This is a genomic window from Enterobacter cloacae complex sp. 418I7 (assembly GCF_050030705.1).
GTDB classification, from domain to species: Bacteria; Pseudomonadota; Gammaproteobacteria; order Enterobacterales; family Enterobacteriaceae; genus Enterobacter; species Enterobacter intestinihominis.
Genome location: NZ_JBLGUU010000001.1, coordinates 4,130,958 through 4,152,272, shown reverse-complemented (window position 1 = coordinate 4,152,272; position 21,315 = coordinate 4,130,958). Strand labels below are relative to the sequence as shown.

Genomic DNA, 21,315 nt, shown 5'->3' with positions numbered 1-21,315 from the left:
TATCCACAGTAACATTTCATATATCTTCTCTTTTTCCACATTTCCGGCATCCCCTCACCACAAAGCCATCAAAATCTGGTAAACTATCATCCAATTTTATGCCCAAATATCGGTGAATACTCGATTTTTGTTCGATTCTTGAACAATGTGTTTTCTCTGGGATGGGCGATACATCATCTGGCTGGCCCCGTTGGGCTGGTAGCAGTAAAAATTCTGAATATACCTGGAGGTTTTCATGGCTGTCGCTGCCAACAAACGTTCGGTAATGACGCTGTTTTCTGGTCCTACTGACATTTATAGCCATCAGGTTCGTATCGTGCTGGCCGAGAAGGGTGTCAGTTTTGAGATCGAGCATGTGGAAAAGGATAACCCGCCTCAGGATCTGATCGATCTCAACCCGAGCCAAAGCGTACCGACGCTGGTGGATCGCGAGCTGACCCTGTGGGAATCCCGTATCATTATGGAATACCTGGATGAGCGTTTCCCGCATCCGCCGCTGATGCCTGTTTACCCTGTTGCGCGTGGTGAAAGCCGCCTGTACATGCAGCGTATCGAGAAAGACTGGTACTCGCTGATGAACGTTATCGTTAACGGTTCCTCTTCAGAAGCGGATGCTGCGCGTAAACAGCTGCGTGAAGAGCTGCTGGCGATTGCGCCGGTATTTGGTCAAAAACCTTTCTTCCTGAGCGATGAGTTCAGCCTGGTAGATTGCTACCTGGCACCGCTGCTGTGGCGCCTGCCAACCCTGGGCGTAGAATTCAGCGGTCCTGGCGCGAAAGAGCTGAAAGGCTACATGACTCGCGTATTCGAACGCGACTCTTTCCTGGCATCCTTAACTGAACCGGAGCGCGAAATGCGTCTCGGCCGAGGCTAATGACTGTGGAAATGTCACAACTTTCACCACGCCGTCCGTATCTGCTGCGCGCCTTCTATGAATGGCTGCTGGATAACCAGCTCACGCCGCACCTGGTTGTGGATGTGACGTTGCCGGGCGTGCAGGTTCCAATGGAATACGCACGCGACGGACAGATTGTACTGAATATTGCGCCACGTGCAGTGGGTAACCTGGAACTGGCGAACGACGAAGTGCGCTTTAATGCGCGTTTCGGCGGCGTGCCGCGTCAGGTTTCCGTTCCGCTGGCTGCGGTTCTGGCTATCTACGCCCGTGAAAACGGTGCAGGTACCATGTTCGAACCGGAAGCGGCTTATGATGAAGAGGTCGCCAGCCTGAACGATGATGGGACATCCGATGAACGTGAAAGCGACACGGTAATGTCTGTGATTGATGGCGATAAACCCGACCATCACGACGACAATGACCCTGATGACGATCCGCCTCCGCGCGGTGGTCGTCCGGCACTCCGTGTCGTCAAATAAACTTCATAAAGCACAATATTTTTTCCGAACCTGCACAACTGTGCAGGTTTTTTTATTTTCTGCATAAAATTACTCTCTAAAAAACTTGTGTCTTTGCAAAAGATATAGGTCTATTAATTGGCATGGGATTAATCTTGTTGGGTTATTTTCTGTAGGACAGTTAAATTTATCTTCAATAATGTTTTATTTTAATTTGATTGTATCCGATATCACCCTGTGAAAATATATATGTGCGTTAACAAAAACGGATTTTCTTTTAAGGACAAATTATGAATATCACTTTTAAAAAATTATTTTCATCTGCTGCTATTTGTGCAGCCCTCGCCATGTCAAATGCACACGCGGCTAATGATGTGACGTTGAAAGTTATTGGTAATATCGTTCCTGGTTCCTGCGTACCCTCACTGCCAAACGGTGGAGTGGTAGATTATGGCACAATGCCAGCTTCTACCATCAATCCAACTGGCACGGCGAATACACTGGTTCAGTTGGGGGCTAAAAGTATTACTCTCACTATTACCTGTGACAGCGATACCAGCGTTGGGGTGACTTCTACGGATAACCGCCATGATACTCGTGTGGGCCTGGGGAGCGCCGCTTATATTGAAAATGGGTTTTTCGATAATGTAAATGCTAACGCTTCAGGAAACGCCTATGGCTTGGGTAAAACGAGTGCGGGTGTGAATATTGGCTCCTATGTCATTGCAGCAGATCCCGTTAATACAACAACAGATGGTGTTGTCGCTGATCTCATTGCAGCCACAGGTACCGATACATCAAATTATACCTGGGTAAAATCCAGTACGGGTGCTTTTGCACCAGTTAACAGTGGCACAGGCCAGACACGTGTCTTTACGGCTGCTGCATCGGGAACCACCACACCAAAAGCTTTTAAAGTTATGAATATGCCGTTACGCATTACAACTGCGCTTCAGGACAACACTGTATTGGGTACAGGCGATACTATCACGCTTGACGGTAATGCCACGCTGAGCCTTGTTTATCTTTGATATTCGTTATTGCTAAATGCTGTAGAAAATAAATCGGGAAATGAAAATAATGGAATTTAAAAAAGTACTCTCGGCAGCAACCGTCGCCGTAGCCTTCGGTTTATCCGCTTTTGCTGCCCAGGCCGCTAACGATGTTACGCTGAAAGTTGTCGGTACGATTAACCCGGCTGCATGTACGCCGACCCTGCCTGATGGCGGCGTTGTAGATTATGGAACGGTACTGAACCAAAATATTGCACCGACCGGTGCGACAAACAAGCTGGTACAATTGGGGCAGAAAAGCATCACGCTAAATATCAGTTGCGAAAGCAACATGAGCGTTGCTTTTACCTCCACCGATAACCGCCTGGACAGTCGCGTTAACCTGTCTTCAACCGCGTTTATCGCAGGTAGCGGTACGGATAAATCAGACTTCAGCAACACCGCTGGTGCCTTTGGTCTGGGTAAAACCACCGCTGGCGTGAGCATTGGTGCTTACACCGTTGCCATCAATACTGAAGCGGTCACAGCGGATGGCGCGAATGTTGACACCCTGGTAACAGGGAGCATCACTGAAGGCCAGCGTTCCTGGGAGAAAGTTGCGCCAGGCCTGGGTTACCTCTGCTCGCTTAATGGCTGCACGGGCTACCAAAAAGCGAATACCGTAGCAACAGCCGGTACCACGCAGCCAAAAGCCTTCAAACAGCTTAGCGTGCCGTTGCTGGTTACCTCTGCAGTGCAGGATAACTCGGTATTAGGTACGACTGACGTAATTACGCTGGACGGTAACGCAACCATTAGTCTGGTATATCTCTAATAATTTAACGCTTAATTAACGTGGCAATGGTTAGAGTATTTAAAAGCCATTGTCACGCTTTTTTTGCATTAAAATAGCTTTCTCTGCCGCAAGAATAATAAAAATAATGCCGGTATGATTTTTATTTATTTATGTGAGTGGAAAGTCATGAAGAAAATTCTATATCTTGCGTTGTTGGCTGTAGCGACAAAGTGTTGTGCCACCGGTATGGTTCCAGAAACATCGGTTTTATTAGTCGATGCACAAAAAGGCGAAGCCAGTATGAATGTTAAAAATACGGATTCGCAACCTGCATTGCTTTATACAAACATTGTAGATTTACCTGATAGCGATAAATCTATTCGTTTAATCGTTTCTCAACCTGTAGTCCGTGTCGACGCCGGGGAAACACAGCGAATGCGTTTTCTGCTGCAAACCAGCAAACCCATGAAGTATGAAGAACTTAAACGCGTCACGTTCGAAGGCATTCCTCCAAAGGAGAAAGGAGAAGATAAAGTTGCGTTGACTATCCGCCAGGATCTTCCTGTTGTAATTCATCCTGCGGGTCTACCTGAGGAGACGCAGCCATGGAAATTTTTGACATGGAACAAAAAGGGTGATGGCCTGGTTATCAACAATCCCAGCGATTACGTTGTTCGTATAACGGCATCCTTTAAAACATTACCCTCAGGAAAAGCGGGTGTGCTGGATAAGACCTACATCCTTCCTCACACCTCGATAAAAACAACATTACCAAATTTCTCTGATAATAAAGTTGAATTCTATCCGGCGAGTCGTTACGGCTATAAAGGGGATCGCTTTACTACAGATTTGAAGTAAGCCTCTATAAGGACAGCAAAGGATATGCAGCAAAAAACGTTACTCGCCTGTCTCATTGGCCTGGTCTGTTCTGGCCAGGCGATGGCTCAGCAGATGGAGACTGCTGCCATTAATTTTGATCAGGAAACGCTTCGTTCACTGGGGATAAACCCGGACGTATCAAATTATTTCTCCCGCAAGACGAAGTATTTACCGGGTAGCGTTTCCGTCGCTCTGAAGGTGAATGGTGATAATAAAGGCAACGTTATTGCTCGTTTCGACAACAACGGCGATCTCTGTTTCGACAAACCTTTTATGGAGCAGGCAGGATTAAAAGTTCCCTCTGACTATGAGTCCGGCTGCTACGATTATACCGGTCATATCCCGAGCGCTATTGTGGAGGCTTCGCCTGCGCAAGAATCTCTAAGTCTGGTTGTACCGGCGGATCGGGTAGCAAACAGCGAATCGGATATCGGAGCTTATACTTCCGGTGGCACTGCTGCGCTGTTGAATTATTCTCTTCTCTCCTCGCGCAATGAGTTTGGTGACGGGCACTCTGACTATTCACAGGCCATGCTGGACGGTGGGGTCAATTTCGACGACTGGATCTTACGTACTCAGCAACTGCTGAGCCGGAGCGACGGAGAATTCGAGAGTAATAACTCGTCGACCTATTTGCAGCATACTTTTGTCCCCCTGAAAAGTACCCTAAGGGCGGGCGAGGTCAATATCAATAACTCCCTTCTTCAGGGAACGGGAATTTATGGTATCGAGCTTTCACCGGAGAGCGCCTTACAACAGGGCGGTAGCGGAGTGAGCGTGTCCGGTATCGCCAATACGCCTCAGGCCCGTATTGAAGTGCGTCAGCAAAATGTTCTGGTGTACAGCACACTGGTGCCGGTCGGGCCGTTTAATCTCACCGATGTGCCGGTACGTAACGGCGTTAGCGATCTGAACGTGACGGTAGTGGAAACCGATGGCAGCCAGCACAGCTATGTGGTGCCCGCAGCGCTGTATAACCAGAGCGCAGGGGCGCCTTCAGGATATCACTTCGCGCTGGGACGAGTGAGCGATAGCTATAGTGAAACGCCATGGGTAGCCAGCCTTTCTGGAGGCTGGAAACTAAGCGAACGGGTGAATGTCAACGCAGGCTCAATCGTAGGCGAAGATTACCAGGCTGTCGCCACCAGCCTTGATACAGTGCCGCTACCAGCCTGGCTTGTTTCACTCCAGGCGAACCAGTCCAACGATTCGAAAGATTCACTGAAAGGGCAGAGGTACACGCTATCGGCAACATGGAGTTCTGACCCCGCATTTGGCATGGGGGCTAACGCCTCTGTTACGCATAAATCGCAAGACTATCGCGAACTTTTTGAAGCACTGGATGATGATTTCGACAGCGGTAATAAAAATGAGTATTCCGCCGGGCTGACCTGGAGTGTGCCCTACTTAGGCACGCTTAGCACCAGCTACTACCAAACGCAGGGTTATGATAAGTCAGATGATTCCCGCTTCATCTCTGCGGGTTGGAACAAGTCATTCAAGTACGCCACGATTTCCATGAACTGGCAACATCAGTTGAGTGCAGATGAGGAGAATGAGGATGATGGCGATCTGTTCTACGTCAACCTCAGTATTCCTTTTGGTGCCAGCAATAGCGTAAGCCTGTACAGCCGTCATGATGACCATAAAACGCGGTATGGCGCCTCTGCGCTTGGCGTTGTAAGTGATACCACATCCTGGTCGCTGGGAGCTGAACACGATCAGGCCACGAATCGCGATAATGTAAACGGTGGGATAAGCAGCAACCTTCACTATACGCAGCTTGGCCTGAGCGCCAGTTCGGATAACGAGAATAGCCGCAGCTATTCAGGATCGCTACAGGGGGGCATCGCGGTTCATGGACAAGGCGTTACGTTCTCTCCATGGGCGATCCGCGACACGTTCGCGATCGCTGCTCTGGATAAACCCGTCTCCGGTGTGAGGATTGACACGCCCCAGGGGCCGGTATGGACCGACTTCCGTGGTCAGGCAGTGGTACCGTCAGTGGGAGCCTGGCGCCCAGCGCGGGTAGAAGTGGATACGGAAACATTGCCGAAAAATATGGATATCGGGAATGGAACCCGTGTCGTCACGCTTGGCAAAGGAGCGGTAGGGCATCTTGATTTTACTGCGTTAACCCAGCGACGTGCACTGGTGAACGTTACCCTGGCAAACGGTAAAAAGCTGCCGAAAGGGATCGCCCTTGAGGATTCGCACGGAAATTATCTTACGACCTCAGTGGATGACGGCGTGGTCTTTTTTAACGATGTTGAACCTGCTCAACAGGTGGTGGCAAAACTGGATAACGGCACCTGTGCATTTGGTCTGAAGCTTCCGAAAGAGGCAAATACCGATACATTCTATGAAACTGTCAATGAGGTGTGTAAATGAAGGCGCTTATTTTAGCCGTGTGCGCAATGGCGTTTTCTCTGCATGCTATGGCTGACTGCCAGTTAGTATCAAGCCAGCAAAAACTCAGCTATGGCCGTATGAGTGCCGCAGAGCGCCAGGCGGAAGGGAACACGTTGATTGAGATGCCGGAGAAACAGATTGTCCTGAACGTGATATGCGATGAACCGTCGCGTATTCGTCTCTTTCTGGGCAGTAACGTACCGAAAGGGCATGAATTTGGTTTTGGTGATAACGGCGTCATGCGCGTTACTGCCGCGCAGGCAACGGTGGACGATCGTACAGTCAATCTGGCGGCTATCCATGCCGGCGACCCGTGGGTTACCAATGGCGGCGTGAGAGAGATCGCGCCAGCGCTTAACGAAGGGATTGCGTTTATCAACGGTCAGGAGCTGCGGGGAAAAACGGCGTCTGTCACGCTTACCATCAAACCGCGCTTCAAAAGTAACCATATTACGGACAGAGAAGTGTGGCGCGGAAATTTACGCGTAAGGATGGATGTACAATGAAAAAGCGTATAGCGCTATTACTCTGCGGAATGTCTGCCGCTTCAGCGGTATGGGCAACTGATACGGTCAATATTGATGTGGATGTCACCGTTGACGCTGCCGCCTGTACACCGGCGTTGAGCAATGGCGGTGTGGCAGATTTCGGCACGCGCTATGCGGGGTCGCTCTCCTCCAGCGCATTCACACAGCTTGGTACTCGCGATCTTACACTATCGGTGACGTGTGAATCTTCTACGGGAGTTGCGATTACCGCGCGTGATACCCGCGCCAGTTCCGTGGTCGTTGGCAAAGATAAATCCGGGCAAGAAGGGGTAAAATTCCAGATAAATAACGGTGCCTATGTGCGTGATACGACCCGCCTGTTTGGTTTAGGATTGACCAGCGAGCAGAAGCCGATTGGCAGTTATGGGGTACAAATTAACGCGGCAGGCGTGACGGCAGCCGACGAAAGTGCCGCTGTTCAGGTGGAGATCGCCGGGGCCGCGACCAAAAATGGTCCATGGACGCGCACGACGCTATTGCCCTTGCCGACCCAGCAGGACTTTTTCTATACGTTTGTGCAAAAAGGCACGGATATTCCGCAGCCGATCTCATCGGCGGTTGTTCCGCTACAGGTGAGCGCCGCTGTCGCCAACGGGCTTGGCAGCGGGCAAGAGATCAAGCTGGACGGCGAGGCGGTGATTACGCTGGTCTATTTATAATCTCTTTTCTGTAAAAGAATATCGAAAATAGACGCGCCAGTTCACCACTGGCGCCGCGCTTACCAGGTCTGCAAAGAGGCTGCGATTTGTAGACCTGATAAAGCGTAAACAGGCTGATACGTCTCCGGATGAGATTTCCTGAAGCGATAATTACCGTTTAAAGGTCACCGCTTCCGGCTGCGTCAGATGCAGCGTTGTCTGGCTGGGTACCGTCTCGGCGATAACCCGCCCGTGACGAACAGAATAACGCGCAGGCGTCTGGCGACGAACCGCATCAAAGCCATTTTCGGCCGGTAAAACAACCAGGTTCGCAGAATTACCCACCTTCACGCCGTAGTCCTGCAGGTTGAGCGTTTTCGCGCTGTGGGTGGTGATCAGATTCAGCCCGTCGTTAATCTGCCCGTACCCCATCAGCTGGCAGACGTGTAAACCCATATGCAGCACCTGCAACATATTGGCGGTGCCCAGGGGATACCACGGATCGAAAACGTCATCATGCCCAAAGCAGACGTTGATCCCCGCCTCCAGCATCTCTTTCACGCGCGTTACGCCGCGGCGCTTAGGATAGGTGTCGAAACGGCCCTGAAGGTGGATGTTCACCAGCGGATTGGCGACGAAGTTGATGCCCGACATTTTCAGCAAACGAAACAGGCGGGACGCGTAGGCGCCATTATAGGAGTGCATCGCTGTGGTATGGCTGGCGGTAACGCGCGCGCCCATCCCATCACGGTGCGCCAGCGCGGCGACGGTTTCCACGAAGCGCGACTGTTCATCATCGATTTCGTCGCAGTGTACGTCGATCAGCCTGTCGTACTTCTGCGCCAGTGCGAAGGTTTTGTGCAACGACTCCACACCATACTCGCGGGTAAATTCAAAGTGCGGAATTGCGCCAATAACGTCCGCCCCCATACGCACCGCCTCTTCCAGCAACGCTTCACCGTTGGGATAAGAAAGAATGCCCTCCTGGGGGAACGCCACGATTTGCAGATCGACCCACGGGGCGACCTCCTGCTTCACTTCCAGCATCGCTTTCAGCGCCGTCAGCGTGGGATCGGAGACGTCAACGTGAGTACGCACATGCTGAATGCCGTTGGCCATCTGCCACTTCAGCGTCTGCATTGCGCGGGTCTTAACATCTTCGTGGGTGAGCAGCGCCTTACGTTCAGCCCAGCGCTCAATCCCCTCGAATAAGGTACCAGACTGGTTCCAGCTCGGTTCACCAGCCGTTTGAGTGGTATCCAGATGGATATGCGGCTCAACGAAAGGGGGAATGACCAGCCCGCCTTCAGCATCAAGCACCTGGCCCACAGGTGACGATGCCGCGTCCTGCGGTTCAATACGGCTAAAGCGCCCGTTTTCAATTGCGATCTGCCATAACCCCTCTTGCCCCTGTAAACGGGCCTGACGAATGGTGAGGGTATTATTCTGCATGTGGAGCCTCCGGGGCGGTAGCAAAGGTACGTCTGACTAAGGGGGTTAACAGAAGGTAGCTGAATACGCCGCCGAGGACCGCATTCACCGGCACTATACCGGGAATAATATTCCCGGCAGCCACGCCGAGCGCGACCGAAAGAATGGCTACCCAGTTGACCGGCACAAAGGTAGCGCTATGGAAGCTGGCGTAGCGGCGGCGGTTGATCAGATAGTCGGCGATAATCACCCCACCGACGGGAGGGATCGCCGCCGACAGAAAGGTGAGCCAGCCGACAAAGTTATTGTACAGCCACAGCGCGCAGAGCGTGCCGATAATACCGTTAACCACCGACAGCGTGCGGCTGGAAAGGCCGGTCACGTTGGCAAAGCCCAGACCCGACGCATAGAGCGCGTTGTCGTTGGTTGTCCAGATGTTCAGGCCGAGAACGATAATGGCGGGCAGCAGTAGCCCCTGAGCGATCATCACGTCCGAGATATCCGCCTGTCCAACTGCCGCGGCGCCTGCCGCACCGAAGATAAACATCAGCGAGTTGCCAAGGAAAAACGCCACCATTGCCACCACCACGGCGCCTTTCGCGTTACGCCCAAAGCGGACGAAGTCGGCGGTCAGCGTTCCGGCGCTGATGAAGGAGCCGACGACCAGCGCCAGCGCGCCTGAAAAATTGAGCGGGGTCTGTGGCACCATCGCTTTTAAATGATCCAGCCCGCCCACGCCGTGCACCGCCAGCCAGACGGAGTAGCTGCCGAGGATAACTATCGCGGGAACGGCGATGATCGACAGAATCGTCAGCGCTGAGATACCAAAGAAGATGGTCATGGTCATCAACAGACCGGATACCGCGATCAGGATATTGACGTCGATGCCCGTGGCTTTACTCACCGGGATGGCAAACATCGCTACGCCGACGCCAAACCATCCTACCTGCGTACCGCCTAAAAGCATGGAGGGAAGCCAGGAACCTTTTATACCGAACGAGTAACGCGCAAGAAGATGGGTTGAGAGGCCGGTTTTTGCGCCAATGTAGCCAAGAAAAGCAGTGTAAATACCGAGGAGGAGATTGCCGAAGAGAACTGCGAGGAAGAAATCATTATAGGAAAGACCAGTACCGAGCGTACCTCCGGTCCACATACTGGCGGAAAAAAAGGTTAACCCTAACATCACAAAAGTGAGTGGAATCACGCCTTTCCGCGCCGCCAGAGGGACGGGGCCCTGGCTATAATTGTTATCTTGCGACACAACGCCTCCTTGAATTTTGGCCAAAAAATCCGCCGCATAATATACAGTTTTTTCATGAAAGCAAACGTTTACGTCAGGATTTACGCTGCTTTTTTGCTTAAAAAGGTATTATTAACTTAAGGGCAGGCTACTGAAAACAGGCTCCCCAGCGTTCCGCTTTATGCTTCTGCCGGGGAGTCAGAGGGGCTTACACTTCCAGGAAGTTCATGATCCCGTCAGCCGCTTTACGGCCTTCGGCAATCGCCGTCACCACCAGGTCAGAGCCGCGAACGATGTCGCCACCGGCGAAGATTTTCGGGTTGCTGGTCTGGAACGCGTTGTCGCTGCCTTCCGGCGCAATTATGCGGCCCTGAGAGTCCAGCTCTACGCTGTGCTTCGCCAGCCACTCCATGCTGTGAGGACGGAAACCAAACGCCATCACCACGGCGTCAGCCGGGATCACGTGTTCAGAACCGGCCACGATCTCCGCGCGACGACGGCCTTTCGCATCCGGCGCGCCCATCTCCGTGCGCGCCATCTTCACGCCGCTCACTCTACCGTTGGCATTCACCTCAATACCCAGAGGCTGGATGTTGAACTGGAACTCCACGCCCTCTTCACGCGCGTTTTTCACTTCGCGCTTAGAGCCCGGCATGTTCTCTTCGTCACGACGGTAAGCACAGATGACGTGCGCCGCGTTCTGACGAATGGAGGTACGCACGCAGTCCATCGCGGTATCACCGCCGCCCAGCACCACCACGCGTTTGCCTTCCATGCTGACGAACGGCTCATCGGCGGTCTCACCGTAGCCCATGATCTGCCTGGTGTTGGCAATCAGGAACGGCAGCGCGTCGTACACGCCCGGCGCATCTTCGTTCTCCAGACCACCGCGCATGGACTGATAAGTACCCACGCCCAGGAACACGGCGTCGTAATCCTTCAGCAGGTCGTCGAGCTGCACGTCACGGCCCACTTCCACGTTCAGTTTGAACTCAATGCCCATGCCGGTGAAGATTTCGCGGCGGCGGGTCATCACCTCTTTCTCCAGCTTGAAGGCCGGGATACCGAAGGTCAGCAGGCCGCCAATCTCCGGGTGGCGATCAAAGACCACCGCTTTCACGCCGTTACGGGTCAGCACGTCCGCACAGGCAAGGCCTGCCGGGCCCGCGCCAATAATCGCCACGCGCTTGTCGGTTTGACGCACACCGGTCATATCCGGACGCCAGCCCATTTCGAACGCTTTATCGTTGATATAACGTTCGATGTTGCCGATGGTCACCGCGCCAAACTCGTCGTTCAGCGTACAGGAGCCTTCACACAGACGATCCTGAGGGCACACGCGGCCGCACACTTCCGGCAGGGTGTTGGTCTGATGAGACAGCTCGGCGGCTTCAAAAATACGCCCTTCGTTGGCCAGCTTCAGCCAGTTCGGGATGTAGTTATGGACCGGACACTTCCATTCGCAGTAAGGGTTACCGCAGGACAGGCAGCGGTCTGCCTGTGCTTTGGCCTGGCCTTCTGAAAACGGCTCGTAGATTTCAACAAATTCAATTTTACGGATCTTCAGCGGTTTCTTTGGCGGATCAACACGCTGAAGGTCGATAAACTGGTAAACGTTCTGGCTCATCTGAATTCCTTACTGCGCCTGCACGCGCAGCTCTGCTGCGCTACGACTACGGTGACCCAACAGGGCTTTAACATCGCTGGACTTCGGCTTAACCAGCGCAAATTTCGCAGAGAACGCCGGCCAGTTCGCCAGGATCTCTTCGCCGCGCGAAGAACCGGTATGCTGCACGTGTTCGGTAATTAAGCCGCGCAGGTGTTCTTCGTGGATGGCCAGCGTATCAACGTCCAGCACTTCCACCAGTTCCGGGTTCACGCGTTTGCGGAACTCACCGTCTTCATCCAGGACGTAGGCAAAACCGCCCGTCATGCCCGCGCCAAAGTTCACGCCGGTTTTACCCAGGACGCACACAATTCCGCCCGTCATGTATTCACAGCCGTTATCGCCGATGCCTTCCACCACGGTGATGGCACCGGAGTTACGCACCGCAAAACGCTCGCCCGCACGGCCCGCGGCAAACAGACGACCGCCGGTTGCACCGTACAGACAGGTATTGCCGATGATGCTTGCTTCATGGCTGCGGAAGGCTGAACCAACCGGAGGTCGCACCGCCAGCAGACCGCCCGCCATGCCTTTTCCGACGTAGTCGTTGGCATCACCGGTCAGGTATAACTCAACGCCGCCCGCGTTCCACACACCGAAGCTCTGACCCGCGGTACCGCTGAAGTGCGCGGTAATCGGATCCGACGCCAGGCCCTGGTCACCGTGCGTTTGCGCGATGTAACCGGAGAGGGATGCACCCACGGAACGATCGGTGTTGCGGATATCAAACCAGAACGTTTTGCTCTGCTTCTCATCCACGTACGGCTTCGCCTGTTGCAGCAGCTGCGCGTTCAGCACGCCGTTGTCGAACGGCGGGTTGTTCTCGGTGCAGTAAACCGCTTTGCCAGGATGCGGCTGAGCGGTTTCCAGCAGCTTAGACAGCTCCAGCTTCTGCTGCTTGGCCGTGAAGCCCTCAAGCTCTTTCAGCAGGTCGGTACGGCCAATCAGATCCACCAGACGCTTCACGCCCAGCTGCGCCATCAGCTCGCGGGTTTCACGGGCGATGAAGTCAAAGTAGTTAGTCACTTTGAACGGGAGGCCGTGATAGTGATTCTTACGCAGCTTTTCGTCCTGGGTAGCAACGCCCGTTGCGCAGTTGTTCAGGTGGCAAATACGCAGGTATTTACAGCCGAGCGCAACCATCGGGCCGGTACCGAAGCCGAAGCTTTCCGCACCCAGAATCGCCGCTTTGATGATGTCGAGGCCGGTTTTCAGCCCGCCGTCTACCTGCAAACGGATTTTGTGACGCAGGCCGTTGGCGACCAGCGCCTGCTGGGTTTCCACCAGGCCAAGCTCCCACGGACAACCCGCGTATTTTACGGAGGAGAGCGGGCTTGCGCCGGTGCCGCCGTCGTAGCCGGCGATGGTGATCAGATCCGCATAGGCTTTCGCCACGCCGGTGGCGATGGTGCCAACGCCCGGCTCGGAAACCAGCTTCACGGAGATCATCGCTTTCGGGTTGACCTGTTTCAGGTCGAAAATCAGCTGCGCCAGATCCTCGATAGAGTAAATATCGTGGTGCGGCGGCGGGGAGATCAGCGTCACGCCCGGCACCGAGTAGCGAAGCTTAGCGATGTACGGGGTGACTTTATCACCCGGCAGCTGACCGCCTTCACCCGGTTTTGCCCCCTGCGCGACCTTAATCTGGATCACGTCGGCGTTAACCAGGTACGCAGGCGTTACGCCGAAACGGCCGGACGCTACCTGCTTGATACGGGACACTTTATTGGTGCCGTAACGGGCAGGATCTTCACCGCCTTCGCCGGAGTTGGAGTTGCCGCCGATGCTGTTCATGGCTTCCGCCAGCGCTTCGTGGGCTTCCGGGCTCAGCGCGCCGATGGACATCGCCGCGGTATCGAAACGTTTGAACAGCTCAGATGCGGGTTCAACCTCGTCAATGCTGACCGCTTCCTCACCCGGATTGAGGGCAATGAGATCGCGCAGCGTCGCCGCCGGACGGTTGTTCACCAGATCAGCATACTGCTGATAATCGCTGTACTCGCCGCTTTGCACCGCCTGTTGCAGTGTGCGCACCACGTCCGGGTTATAAGCGTGATACTCACCCCCGTGAACGTATTTCAGCAGACCGCCCTGTTCCAGCGGCTTACGTGCCAGCCAGGCGCGTTTCGACAGGTTCACCAGATCCTGCTGGAAGTCAGCAAAGCCTGCGCCACCAATACGGCTGATCACGCCCTGGAAGCAGAGGTTGGCAACGTCGTCATGCAGACCGACCGCTTCAAACAGCTTCGAGCAGCGGTATGAGGCGATGGTCGAGATGCCCATTTTGGACATGATCTTGTACAGACCTTTGTTGATGCCGTTACGGTAGTTCAGCATCACAGCACGGTAGTCTTTGTCGATCGCGCGGGTATCCACCAGGCGGGCCAGTGTTTCGTAAGCCAGATACGGGTAGATCGCCGTGGCGCCAAAGCCTAACAGCACCGCAAAGTGGTGCGGGTCGCGCGCGCTCGCAGTTTCAACGATGATGTTGGCATCGCAGCGCAGGCTCTTGTCCACCAGACGCGTCTGGATAGCCCCCACCGCCATGGGTGCAGGCACCGGCAGACGGTTTTTCGCGATGTTGCGGTCAGACAGCACCAGCAGAACGGTGCCGTTACGCACCATCTGCTCGGCTTTGTCGCACAGCGCGTTCACCGTCTCTTCGAGGCTCGTTTCGGTCACGTCGAAGGTGATATCGAGCGTGTCGGCGCGATAGTGCTCCTCGGTCATGGTGGTGAGCTGTTTGAAATCGGAGTACAGCAGGATCGGTGATTTAAAGGTCAGACGGTGCGCCTGGCCTTCGGCTTCACAGAATACGTTCATCTCACGGCCGATGCTGGTGGCCAGCGACATGACGTGGGCTTCGCGCAGCGGATCGATTGGCGGGTTGGTTACCTGCGCAAACTGCTGACGGAAATAGTCGTAAATAATGCGTGGCTGGCTGGAGAGCACAGCAAACGGGGTATCGTCACCCATTGAGCCGACCGCTTCCTGGCCGTTTTCGCCGAGCACGCGAATAACCGAGTCCAGCTCTTCCGCGCTGTAGTTAAACTGCTTCTGGAAGCTCGCGAGGGTGTCATCGTCCAGCTCGCGGCTACCCACTTCTTCGTCTGACAGATCTTCAAACGGCACCAGACGACGCACGTTTTTCTCCATCCACTCTTTGTACGGATGGCGGCTCTTCAGATCGTTGTCGGTTTCAGCAGAGTGCAGAATACGCCCACCGCGGGTGTCAATCACCATCAGCTCGCCCGGTCCGACGCGGCCCTTCTCGACCACTTCGTCTGGCTGGTAATCCCAGATACCCACTTCAGAGGCACAGGTGATGAGCTTGTCTTTGGTAATGACATAGCGCGCCGGACGCAGACCGTTACGGTCCAGGTTACAGGCGGCAAAACGTCCGTCGGACATAACGATGCCTGCCGGGCCATCCCACGGCTCCATGTGCATGGAGTTAAAGTCAAAGAACGCGCGCAGCTCAGGGTCCATATCCGGGTTGTTCTGCCAGGCCGGCGGTACAAGCAGACGCATGGCGCGCACGATATCCATCCCGCCCGCCAGCAGCAGTTCCAGCATGTTATCCATTGAGCTGGAGTCCGAGCCGGTTTCGTTCACGAACGGCGCGGCATCGTGCAGGTCCGGGATCAGCGGGGTCTGGAACTTATAGGTACGGGCGCGGGCCCACTGGCGGTTACCGGTGATGGTGTTGATCTCACCGTTGTGCGCCAGGTAGCGGAACGGCTGAGCCAGCGGCCAGCGTGGAACGGTGTTGGTGGAGAAGCGCTGGTGGAACAGGCAAATGGCCGATTCCAGACGCAGATCCGCCAGGTCCAGGTAGAAGCGCGGCAGGTCAGCCGGCATGCACAGACCTTTATAGATGTTCACCAGGTTAGAGAGGCTACAGACGTAGAACTCTTTATCGTCCTGAAGACGTTTTTCAATGCGGCGGCGGGCAATAAACAGACGGCGTTCCATATCACGCGGACGCCAGCCCGCAGGCGCGTTGACGAAAATCTGTTCAATACGAGGCAGCGAGGAGAGGGCGATTTCACCGAGCACCCCTTCGTTGGTTGGCACATCGCGCCAGCCGACAATCGACAGGGTTTCACGCTGAAGTTCTTCTTCAACGATGCGGCGTGACGCGGCAGCTTTTTCAGGATCCTGATTCAGGAACAGCATACCGACAGCGTAGTTTTTAGCTAAACGCCAGCCGCGCTCTTCCGCCACGATGCGGAAGAAACGATCCGGTTTTTGCAGCAGCAGACCGCAACCGTCGCCGGTTTTACCATCGGCAAGGATGGCGCCACGGTGCTGCATACGGGCCAGTGCGTGAATAGCAGTACGCACTACCTTGTGGCTAGGTTCGCCTTCTATGTGGGCGATCAGGCCGAAACCACAGTTATCCTTCTCAAGGGATTTATCGTACAACATATCAGTGAACCTCCCCAGGCTCGTCGGGCTTCCCACTGAACTTTACCGTGGCGCACAGGCGCAGAAAGAGCATGGCGACGGGGTTAGCGTTTCATACGCGGACCTCGCATTCGCCCTCTTTTTCATCCTTTCGCGCAGGTAAACAAGTTTGAGGACTTGCTTCAGAGGGAATCTCAATTACTGCATAAATATGATGAGCAGGCCGCTCATCCAGAAAGCTTCCAGCGGATTTCCAACTTATCGGGAATTGGTACACAGGTCAAATGGCAATCTTATTTATACAAAAATGTGCTAAAGAGTGCTCATATTGTTGTTTTTATTGATTATTTCACTATTTTTACAACCACTTAAAGCGCCGGGAAGGTGCAGGGGAGTGTGATCTGACTCACTATATGAAAGCGGTATTATCAATGCAGCGTGCTGAAATGCAGATTTATAGCAGAATAATAATCTGGGGTGGCATTCAAACCCGCATAAAATCACTGTTTTTCAGACCTGGCGCTATAAATGAAAAAAACCATCAGAACATAAGGAAAAGTAATTACGTGCAGGGTGAATGAAATCTCGGTAATCGTGATTATTTATTCAAATAGATAAAGGCCGTCCAGGGCGATTGATCCAGGTCATCGCCGACAGAGGCTAAAAATGGCAGGCTTGTCCCCTTTCTTCGGGACGGTCTATCAGATTATGCAGTTACAGAAATTAGTCAATATGTTTGGTGGGGATCTTTTGCAGCGCTACGGACAAAAGGTTCACAAACTGACGCTGCACGGCGGCTTTAGCTGTCCGAACCGCGATGGCACCATCGGGCGTGGTGGCTGCACCTTCTGTAACGTGGCCTCGTTTGCTGATGAAGCTCAACAGCATAAATCTATCGCTGAACAGCTCGCCCATCAGGCGAGTCTGGTGAACCGCGCGAAGCAATATCTGGCCTATTTCCAGGCCTACACCAGCACGTGGGCGGAGGTGCAGGTGCTGCGCGCTATGTATCAACAGGCGGTTGCTCAAGCGAACATTGTCGGGCTGTGCGTGGGGACGCGTCCGGACTGCGTGCCGGACGCCGTGCTGGATTTACTTAGCGAGTACAAAGAGAAGGGCTACGAGATCTGGCTGGAGCTGGGCTTGCAGACCGCGCACGACAAAACCCTGCACCGTATCAATCGCGGGCATGATTTTGCCTGCTACCAGCGCACCACGCGTCTCGCCCGCGAGCGTGGATTAAAAGTCTGCTCGCATCTGATTGTCGGCTTGCCGGGAGAAGGGCAGCAGCATGGTCTTGAAACGCTGGAAAAAGTCGTCGAGACCGGCGTGGACGGCATTAAGCTGCACCCGCTGCATATTGTTACGGGAAGCATTATGGCGAAAGCCTGGGAAGCGGGGCGGTTAAGTGGTATCGAACTCGACGACTATACGGTGACGGCGGGGGAGATGATTCGCCACACGCCGCCGGAGATTGTTTACCACCGCATCTCGGCAAGCGCCCGCCGCCCAACGCTTCTGGCACCGCTCTGGTGTGAGAACCGCTGGACGGGGATGCTGGAAATCGACCGCTATCTACAGGAGAACGGCGTACAGGGGTCGGCGCTTGGCCGCCCGTGGGTTCCACCGCTACCGGCGACGGCCGCCTAACAGACTTCCCAGCATGCCGCGCACTATCTGGTTGGTAATCTGACGCGTCGCGCTTTTTGCCATGGTCTGCACCACGCCATCGCGTTTGCCGCCGCGCGGCCCGGTGCTGCCGAACAGAATATCTTTCAGCCCGCCGAGAATGCCGTCGTCCACGGCTACAGATTGCCCTTTGGCGGCAGGCGCATTCTGCGATTCGGCAGTCGCCTGCACCCCTTTTTGCAGCATCTCGAACGCGGATTCGCGATCCACCTCGTCTTCATACTTCCCGTACACCGGGGAGTGGTTGATCAGGCCGTTGCGTTCATCGTCCGTTACTGGCCCCATGCGCGAGCAGGGCGCAATCACCATCGCGCGCTCGACAACTGTCGGGCTGCCTTTTGCATCGAGGAACGAAATCAGCGCTTCACCGGTGCCCAGCGCCTGAATGGCGGTTTCGGTATCAAAGGCCGGATTGGCACGCATGGTTTGCGCCGCGGCTTTCACCGCTTTTTGATCTTTCGGCGTAAAGGCGCGCAGGGCGTGCTGCACGCGGTTACCCAGTTGCCCCAGTACGTTGTCCGGAATATCCGACGGGTTTTGCGACACAAACCAGACCCCGACGCCTTTGGAGCGGATCAGGCGGATAACCTGTTCAATTTTATCCAGCAGCACCTGCGGCGCGTCGTTAAACAACAGGTGCGCTTCGTCAAAGAAGAACACCAGTTTGGGTTTTTCCAGATCGCCTGCTTCCGGCAGTTGTTCGTAGAGTTCAGAGAGCATCCACAGCAGGCTGGCGGCGTAGAGCTTCGGCATCTGGTAGAGCTTCTCTGCGCTCAGAATGTTGATGATGCCTTTGCCGCTGCTGTCGGTGCGCATCCAGTCTTTGATATCCAGCATTGGCTCGCCGAAGAAATGCTCGGCGCCCTGTTGCTCCAGCGTCAGGAGCCCGCGCTGAATGGCGCCCACCGAGGCGCTGCTGATATTGCCGTACTGGTTCTGGAAGGATTTGGCGTTATCGCCAATGTACTGGGTGATGGCGCGCAGATCTTTGAAGTCGAGCAGCAGTAAGCCCTGATCGTCGGCGATACGGAAAATAATGTTCAGCACCCCGGACTGCACGTCGTTAAGATTAAGCAGACGGGCCAGCAGCAAAGGGCCGAGGTCGGAGACGGTGGCGCGCACCGGATGCCCTTTTTCGCCGAAGATATCCCAGACCACCACTGGATTACCGTGCGGCGTCCAGTCCGTGATGCCGATATTTTTCAGGCGCTCGAGCAGTTTTTCTGACGCCGTGCCTTCCTGAGCCACCCCGGTTAAATCGCCCTTCACGTCAGCCATAAAAACCGGCACGCCAGCCTCGGACAACGACTCAGCCAGCTTTTGCAGGGTGACGGTTTTTCCCGTCCCGGTCGCGCCGGTGATCAGGCCATGACGGTTCGCCATCGCGGGCAGTAAAAACAGCTCTTTTTCCAGCGTCCTGGCGATTAACAATGGTGTACTCATGATGCACGTCCTCTCGTAGTCCTGGGTGGAGTATAGGCAACCTGACGGCAAAACGTCTGCGTAAATTCCTCACTTTGCGGCGCATTATCCAGTGCGGACTATGCTTTTGCATACGGTAAACAAAATTTTGGGAAACTATGTCCAGATTCTTTTTTAACGACCGCAAACAGCTTGTCAACGATGCCATTGAAGGCATACTTCTCTCCGCGCCGCACGGTAATCTCGTCAAACTGGATATCGATCCGGCCATCCGCGTGGTGGCACGCGGCGACTGGGATAAAAGCCGCGTGGCGGTGATCTCCGGTGGCGGCTCCGGCCATGAACCGGCACATGCCGGGTTCGTCGGTAAAGGCATGCTTACCGCAGCGGTGTGTGGCGATTTGTTCGCCTCCCCAAGCGTGGATGCGGTCCTCAATGCCATTGTGGCGGTGACGGGCGATCGTGGCTGCCTGCTAATTGTGAAAAACTACACCGGCGACCGGCTTAACTTTGGCCTGGCAGCGGAAAAAGCCAAACGCTACGGCCTGAAGGTGGAGATGGTTATCGTCGCGGATGATATTGCCCTGCCGGATAACAAGCAGCCGCGTGGTATCGCGGGAACGGCGCTGGTGCATAAGATTGCGGGATATGCGGCAGAGCAGGGGAAATCGCTAAACGACGTGCGGGATATAGCGCAACAGGCCTGCGATAACCTCTGGAGCCTGGGCGTGGCGATGCAAACGTGCAACCTGCCGGGCAGCGATGATGAAGAGGGGCGCATAAAACAAGGCCATGTCGAGCTGGGTTTGGGCATTCACGGCGAGCCGGGAGCTTCCGTCGTGGATACGCAAAACAGCAAAGCCATTATCGACACGCTGGTGACGCCGTTACGCGCGCAGGCGGGGGACGGGCGCTTTGCGGTGCTGATCAACAACCTCGGCGGCGTGTCAGCGCTGGAGATGGCTCTGCTCACCAAAGAGCTGGCGCATTCGGCGCTGAAAGAGAACATTGCGTATCTGATTGGCCCGGCGCCGCTGGTGAGTGCGCTGGATATGAAAGGGTTTTCGCTAACGCTGCTGAAGCTCAACGATTTCTTCGAGAAGGCGATTCACGCCGAGGTCGAGACGCTGGGCTGGCAGAAGCCCGTCGCGTTCGCGCCCCTGCGTACCGTCCCCCATAGCGCCCTTCGTGACCGCGTGGAATATACCCCATCGGACAATCCGCAGGTGAGCGAGGCCGTCGCTTCGGTAACGAAGACATTGATCCAGCTGGAAAACCGCCTCAACGCGCTGGATGCCAAAGTAGGCGATGGCGATACGGGCTCCACCTTTGCGCAAGGGGCGCGGGATATTGCGCAGCGACTTGAGGAGAACAACCTGCCCCTTAACGACGTGCCGACATTACTCCTGCTGGTGGGGGAGCGGCTGGCTACGGTAATGGGCGGGTCGAGCGGGGTGCTGATGTCGATCTTCTTCACGGCGGCAGGACAAAAGCTTCACGATGGACAGCCGCTACCAGAAGCATTGTTGAGCGGACTGGCGCAGATGAAGCAGTATGGCGGGGCCGATCTTGGGGATCGCACGCTGATCGACGCCCTGCAACCGGCGCTGGAGGCGTTAAGGGATGGCGATCTGCGGACGGCGGCGCAGGCTGCGCAGCAGGGCGCCGAAGCAACGGCAAAAATGGCGAAAGCCGGCGCGGGACGCTCGTCGTATGTCAATAAAGAGAACCTGGATGGGGTGATGGATCCGGGAGCGGTCGCGGTGGCAGAAGTACTTAACGTATTGGCGCGGCAGTGAAAGTAGGCCGGGTCAGGCGAAGCCGCCACCCGGCAAA

Annotated in this window: 15 protein-coding genes; 10 read left to right on the top strand and 5 right to left on the bottom strand. The window is 54.9% G+C overall.

Annotated features, from left to right (window positions below; all coding sequences use genetic code 11):
- The first annotated feature begins 235 nt into the window (after positions 1 to 235).
- The 8 genes from sspA (at position 236) to ACQG0S_RS19965 (ending at position 7,642) form a co-directional block, all read left to right on the top strand.
- On the top strand, positions 236 to 874 hold the full coding sequence (gene sspA, locus ACQG0S_RS20000; RefSeq protein ID WP_003860438.1) for a stringent starvation protein SspA: 639 nt from the start codon (positions 236 to 238) through the stop codon (positions 872 to 874).
- A gap of 5 nt (positions 875 to 879) precedes the next feature.
- The gene (gene sspB, locus ACQG0S_RS19995) at positions 880 to 1,377 is read left to right on the top strand and encodes a ClpXP protease specificity-enhancing factor (RefSeq protein WP_032622090.1); all 498 of its coding nucleotides are present in this window, start codon (positions 880 to 882) and stop codon (positions 1,375 to 1,377) included.
- Positions 1,378 to 1,646: 269 nt separating this feature from the next.
- Complete coding sequence (locus ACQG0S_RS19990) at positions 1,647 to 2,387, top strand: DUF1120 domain-containing protein (RefSeq protein ID WP_022649551.1); 741 nt, start codon at positions 1,647 to 1,649, stop codon at positions 2,385 to 2,387.
- Positions 2,388 to 2,436: 49 nt separating this feature from the next.
- A complete protein-coding gene (locus tag ACQG0S_RS19985; RefSeq protein WP_022649550.1) occupies positions 2,437 to 3,183 on the top strand; it encodes a DUF1120 domain-containing protein in 747 nt (248 codons plus the stop codon).
- Positions 3,184 to 3,330: 147 nt separating this feature from the next.
- Entirely contained in the window at positions 3,331 to 4,002 is a 672-nt protein-coding gene (locus tag ACQG0S_RS19980) for a fimbria/pilus chaperone family protein (RefSeq protein ID WP_022649549.1), read from the top strand.
- Positions 4,003 to 4,026: 24 nt separating this feature from the next.
- Positions 4,027 to 6,414 (top strand): fimbrial biogenesis usher protein, encoded by a 2,388-nt coding sequence (locus ACQG0S_RS19975; RefSeq protein ID WP_023298733.1) that lies wholly within the window; start codon positions 4,027 to 4,029, stop codon positions 6,412 to 6,414.
- A complete protein-coding gene (locus ACQG0S_RS19970; protein WP_045308045.1) occupies positions 6,411 to 6,941 on the top strand; it encodes a hypothetical protein in 531 nt (176 codons plus the stop codon). Before ACQG0S_RS19975 ends, ACQG0S_RS19970 begins: the two co-directional genes overlap by 4 nt.
- Positions 6,938 to 7,642 carry a DUF1120 domain-containing protein gene (locus ACQG0S_RS19965; protein WP_022649546.1) on the top strand — a complete coding sequence of 235 codons (705 nt, stop codon included), beginning with the start codon at positions 6,938 to 6,940 and terminating at the stop codon, positions 7,640 to 7,642. Before ACQG0S_RS19970 ends, ACQG0S_RS19965 begins: the two co-directional genes overlap by 4 nt.
- Positions 7,643 to 7,792: 150 nt before the next feature.
- Here the strand turns inward: ACQG0S_RS19965 and codA are convergent, their stop codons facing one another.
- From codA to gltB, 4 genes are all read right to left on the bottom strand, one after another.
- Entirely contained in the window at positions 7,793 to 9,073 is a 1,281-nt protein-coding gene (codA, locus tag ACQG0S_RS19960; RefSeq protein ID WP_038416801.1) for a cytosine/isoguanine deaminase, read from the bottom strand.
- The gene (gene codB, locus ACQG0S_RS19955) at positions 9,063 to 10,313 is read right to left on the bottom strand and encodes a cytosine permease (protein WP_058677027.1); all 1,251 of its coding nucleotides are present in this window, start codon (positions 10,311 to 10,313) and stop codon (positions 9,063 to 9,065) included. Before codB ends, codA begins: the two co-directional genes overlap by 11 nt.
- Before the next feature lie 187 nt (positions 10,314 to 10,500).
- A complete protein-coding gene (gltD, locus tag ACQG0S_RS19950; RefSeq protein ID WP_032626441.1) occupies positions 10,501 to 11,919 on the bottom strand; it encodes a glutamate synthase subunit GltD in 1,419 nt (472 codons plus the stop codon).
- A 9-nt stretch (positions 11,920 to 11,928) separates the two neighbouring features.
- Positions 11,929 to 16,389: a glutamate synthase large subunit gene (gltB, locus tag ACQG0S_RS19945; protein WP_046620899.1), complete on the bottom strand. Its 4,461-nt coding sequence runs from the start codon at positions 16,387 to 16,389 to the stop codon at positions 11,929 to 11,931.
- A 687-nt stretch (positions 16,390 to 17,076) separates the two neighbouring features.
- Between gltB and ACQG0S_RS19940 the strand changes: the two genes are divergently transcribed.
- Positions 17,077 to 18,018: a TIGR01212 family radical SAM protein gene (locus ACQG0S_RS19940; protein ID WP_096147825.1), complete on the top strand. Its 942-nt coding sequence runs from the start codon at positions 17,077 to 17,079 to the stop codon at positions 18,016 to 18,018.
- On the opposite strand, the gene ACQG0S_RS19935 is transcribed toward ACQG0S_RS19940, so the two are convergent.
- Positions 17,998 to 19,500 (bottom strand): helicase HerA-like C-terminal domain-containing protein, encoded by a 1,503-nt coding sequence (locus ACQG0S_RS19935; RefSeq protein WP_022649540.1) that lies wholly within the window; start codon positions 19,498 to 19,500, stop codon positions 17,998 to 18,000. The two genes, ACQG0S_RS19940 and ACQG0S_RS19935, sit on opposite strands and share 21 nt — an antisense overlap.
- Positions 19,501 to 19,637: 137 nt before the next feature.
- Here ACQG0S_RS19935 and ACQG0S_RS19930 point away from each other — a divergent pair, with 137 nt between their 5' ends.
- Positions 19,638 to 21,278, top strand: a complete 1,641-nt coding sequence (locus ACQG0S_RS19930; protein WP_045308041.1) for a dihydroxyacetone kinase subunit DhaK — start codon at positions 19,638 to 19,640, stop codon at positions 21,276 to 21,278.
- The last annotated feature ends 37 nt before the right edge of the window (positions 21,279 to 21,315 follow it).